This window comes from Bacillus sp. SIMBA_008 (genome assembly GCF_046535495.1).
GTDB classification, from domain to species: domain Bacteria; phylum Bacillota; class Bacilli; order Bacillales; family Bacillaceae; genus Bacillus; species Bacillus subtilis.
Genome location: NZ_JAWRWL010001209.1, coordinates 1 through 238, shown reverse-complemented (window position 1 = coordinate 238; position 238 = coordinate 1). Strand labels below are relative to the sequence as shown.

The 238-nt window shown below is 68.9% G+C and carries 1 protein-coding gene; it reads right to left on the bottom strand.

Features of this window, described 5'->3' with window-relative positions; translation table 11 throughout:
• Window positions 1-50: 50 nt before the first annotated feature.
• On the bottom strand, window positions 51-238 hold a 188-nt coding region (locus SB658_RS27280), incomplete at its 5' end, for a hypothetical protein (protein ID WP_410603675.1).

Sequence of the window (238 nt, the reverse complement as noted above, 5' to 3'; positions counted from 1 at the left end):
CGATGCTCATTCGAGCAGTATCGCGCGTCGACCTGCGTGACCGCCCTCGATCAGCTGCGACGGCCACCGGAGGCACGCAGCCGGCGAGCCTCCTGCACCTCCTCGGCCTCCCTCAGCGCGTCCTTCCTGATCTTGGAGTCGTCGCGCGGCGGCAACTGGATCCGCTCCTCCGCGTGAAGACCGCCTTGGAGCTCACGCCCGCGCTCGAGTTCGGCGTCGAACTCAGCGCCCGCCAGAA